Origin of the sequence: Streptomyces sp. NPDC059524 (assembly GCF_042749255.1) — a bacterium.
GTDB lineage: Bacteria > Actinomycetota > Actinomycetes > Streptomycetales > Streptomycetaceae > Streptomyces > Streptomyces xanthii.
Genome location: NZ_JBHYTK010000297.1, coordinates 1 through 3,310 on the forward strand (window position 1 = coordinate 1; position 3,310 = coordinate 3,310).

Sequence of the window (3,310 nt, forward strand, 5' to 3'; positions counted from 1 at the left end):
GTTCCCCGCGCCCCTGAAATGCATGGCGCTTCGCGCCGCATTTCCCCGATGGGGCACCGCCCCCTATGGAGATCGCGCACGAAGTGCGCATCTCCAGGGGCGCGGGGAACTGCGCGACCAGCCACGACGGCGGGAGAGCCGAATTCAAGCCCCTCCGGCGATTGAGGAGCGGGGGCCGGGGCGGAGCCCCTGGGGGTGTCGGCGGTGCAGGGGGCGGAATCGTCGACGGGCGCATGGTTCCGCGTACCCCTTGATCAGGCGCGGGCCGGGACCTCTCGGGCCAGTGCCAGTGAGACCGTTGCCAAGAGGGTTCCCGTGACGCGGCGTTGCCACTTCGACCAGGACGGGCGGCGCTTGAGGAGGGCGGCGACCGAGCCCGCCGCGAGAATGATCAGGGCGTTCACCGTGACGCCGACCGCGATCTGCACGAGCCCGAGCGCGAAACCCTGGGCCGTGGTGTGGCCCCGGGAGGGTTCGATGAACTGGGGGATCAGCGCGAGGTACAGGATGGCGACCTTCGGGTTCAGCAGGTTGGTGATGAGCCCCGTCCGCATCAGCTTCCCGTACGAGTCCCGCGGCAGCTCCCGCTGCTCGAACAGCCCGTGGCCGCCGGGCCTGAGCGTCTGCCAGGCCAGATAGGCGAGATAGGCGGCGCCCGCCGCCTTGAAGCCGATGTACAGCCAGGGGACGGCGACGAAGACGACCGCGAGCCCCACGTTGGCCAGCACCATGTAGACGACGAAACCCACCGCCGTGCCGACCAGCGAGACGAGGCCGGCCGTGCGGCCCTGGCCGATGCTCCGGGACACCAGGTACATCATGTTCGGCCCCGGCGTGAGCGCCATGCCGAGTTCGACCAGGGCGATTCCGGCGGCCGCCGACGAGGAGATGATCACGCGCCTCAGTCTTCCAGCTGTTCCGGGAGCGGCGCCGTGTGGAGGACCTGGAGGCCGGAGACGGCTCGGGTCAGGGCGACGTAGAGGCGGCGCAGGCCGGTGCGTTCGTCCGGTTCCGCGTCGACGATCGCCGCCGGGTCGTCCAGGACCACGTAGTCGTACTCGAGGCCCTTCGCCAGGGAGGCGGGGACGAGGGTGAGGCGGGCGTCGGCCGTGGTCTCCTCGCCGGGGGAGAGGTACGGGAGGCCCGCCGCGGTGAGCGCCTCGGCCAGGGCCGCGCAGCGGGGGTCCGCCGCGATGAGGCCGATCGAGCCCTCGTGACGCAGGGCCTCGTGGCAGGCGGCGACCACGTCGTCGACGCCGGACGCCTCGCGCACCGCGAACGAACCCGGGTTCTCCCGCACCGACGCCACCGGGGTGAGCCCCGGAGCGATGTGCGGGAGGAGCCGGGAGGCGTAGGTGATGACGTCGGTGGGGACACGGAAACCGGCCGTCAGCTCCTCGACCACCGCGTCCGGCTTGCCCAGGTGGGCCAGCGCCTCCGGCCAACTCGCCGTCGCCCAGGGCGTCGTGCCCTGCGCCAGGTCTCCGAGCACCGTCACCGAACCCGTCGTCGCGCGCCGCCCCACCGCCCGGTACTGCATCGGCGACAGGTCCTGCGCCTCGTCGAGGACGACGTGGCCGAGCGAGTGCGTGCGCTCGATCAGATCAGCGGCCTCGTCGATGAGCACCGCGTCCGCCGGGGACCACTTCGCCGCCTTCACGCTCCGCGCCGGCTTCACCCACAGCACGGCCTTCTGCTCGTCCTCGTCGAGCAGCCCCGCCGCGTGCTCCGCCAGGAACTCCGCGTCGGACAGCAGCCGCAGCACGAGCTTCGCCGGGTCGACCGCGGGCCAGACGTCCTTGACGACGGCCTTCACGGCGGCGTTGCGCGCGACCGCGTTCTGCACCCGGTCGTCCGGGGCCTCGCCGGCCCGCTCCATCTGGACCAGGACGGCGTGCGCGATGCGCTGCGGGAGGGCCTCGCGGGCCGCCCCGTACCGCATGTCACGGGAGGTCAACTCCCGCACGATCTCTTCCAGTTCGTACTGCGCCACGCGCCAGCGGCGCGAGCCCCGCACCACGACCGCGCCCTCCGTCGGCATCGTGATGTGCGCGCGCAGCGCGCGGCGCAGCACCTCGGCCATCCGCGCGTCGCCCTTCACGATCGCGGCGGTCGCCTCGTCGGTGCCGCGGATCTCGACCCCGCGCGCGGTGACCAGGTCGTCGACCGTCGCCTGGTGCACCTCCAGCTCGCCCAGCGCGGGCAGGACCTGCTCGATGTAGTGCAGGAAGGACCGGTTCGGGCCGATGACCAGGGTGCCCGTGCGGGCCAGGCGCTCGCGGTGCGCGTAGAGGAGGTACGCGACACGGTGCAGGCCCACGGCGGTCTTGCCGGTGCCGGGGCCGCCCTGCACGCACACCGAACCGGCCAGGCCGCTGCGGACGATCTCGTCCTGCTCCGGCTGGATCGTCGCCACGATGTCGCGCATCGGGCCGACGCGCGGGCGCTCGATCTCCTGCTGGAGCAGCTTGCTCGTAACGGCCGACTCCGCGGGGTCGGACAGGTGCTCATCCTCGTACGCGGTGAGGTCGCCGCCCGTGTAACCGAACCGGCGGCGCAGCGCCACGTCCATCGGGTCCTTCTTGGAGGCCCGGTAGAACGGCTGGGAGACGGGGGCGCGCCAGTCGATGACCATCGGGTCGCCGTCCGCGTCGTGGACGTGCCGGCGGCCGATGTAGAACTGCTCGCCCTCCGCACCCTCCGCCTGCTCGGCGCCCGGGGCGTGGAGGTAGTCGAGCCGACCGAAGAAGAGGGGGGTGTCGGCGAGGTCGGCCAGGGCCTTGATGCGGTCGTCGATCTGGCGCTGGAGGACCGCCGCGTTGACCCAGTTCGCGGTGACGTCACGGATGTCGAGCGCCTGGGCGTCCTCGCGCATGGCGCGCAGGGCGGTGCGGGAGGCGAGCAGGTGGCTGCGCTCGCGGTCCAGGGGGTTGTGCGGGGTCACGGGCAGGGCCTCCGGCTCCGGGTACGGGTGATCACGGAGCCGACCGGTTACCGTCCGGTCGGCGGCGCTCCGGGTTGTGCGCGGAGGCGGGCAGACGCGGCACCTTACGGCAACGCGTCCGCTGGGTCGAACCGTTTTTGCCGGGGCCTGACTCGTCCGGCGCCTCAGGTGCGGCCCCGAGTGCCCCCTCCCAGGGGCTCCGCCCCGGCCCCCGCTCCTCAATCGCCGGAGGGGCTTGACCTCGGCTTTCCCGCCGTCGTGGCTGGTCGCGCAGTTCCCCGCGCCCCTGGAAGGCATGCGGCTTCGCCGCGCCTTCCCCCGATGAAAGGCGCCCCGCACCTTGATCGGGGAAATGCGCCCGAAGGG

At 72.6% G+C, this 3,310-nt stretch carries 2 protein-coding genes; both read right to left on the bottom strand.

Going from position 1 to position 3,310, the window contains the following annotated elements; all coding sequences use genetic code 11:
• Positions 1-254: 254 nt before the first annotated feature.
• Positions 255-893: a LysE family translocator gene (locus tag ACFW9D_RS38215; RefSeq protein ID WP_223206407.1), complete on the bottom strand. Its 639-nt coding sequence runs from the start codon at positions 891-893 to the stop codon at positions 255-257.
• An 8-nt stretch (positions 894-901) separates the two neighbouring features.
• Positions 902-2,875 carry a HelD family protein gene (locus ACFW9D_RS38220; protein ID WP_384630077.1) on the bottom strand — a complete coding sequence of 658 codons (1,974 nt, stop codon included), beginning with the start codon at positions 2,873-2,875 and terminating at the stop codon, positions 902-904.
• Positions 2,876-3,310 lie beyond the last annotated feature (435 nt).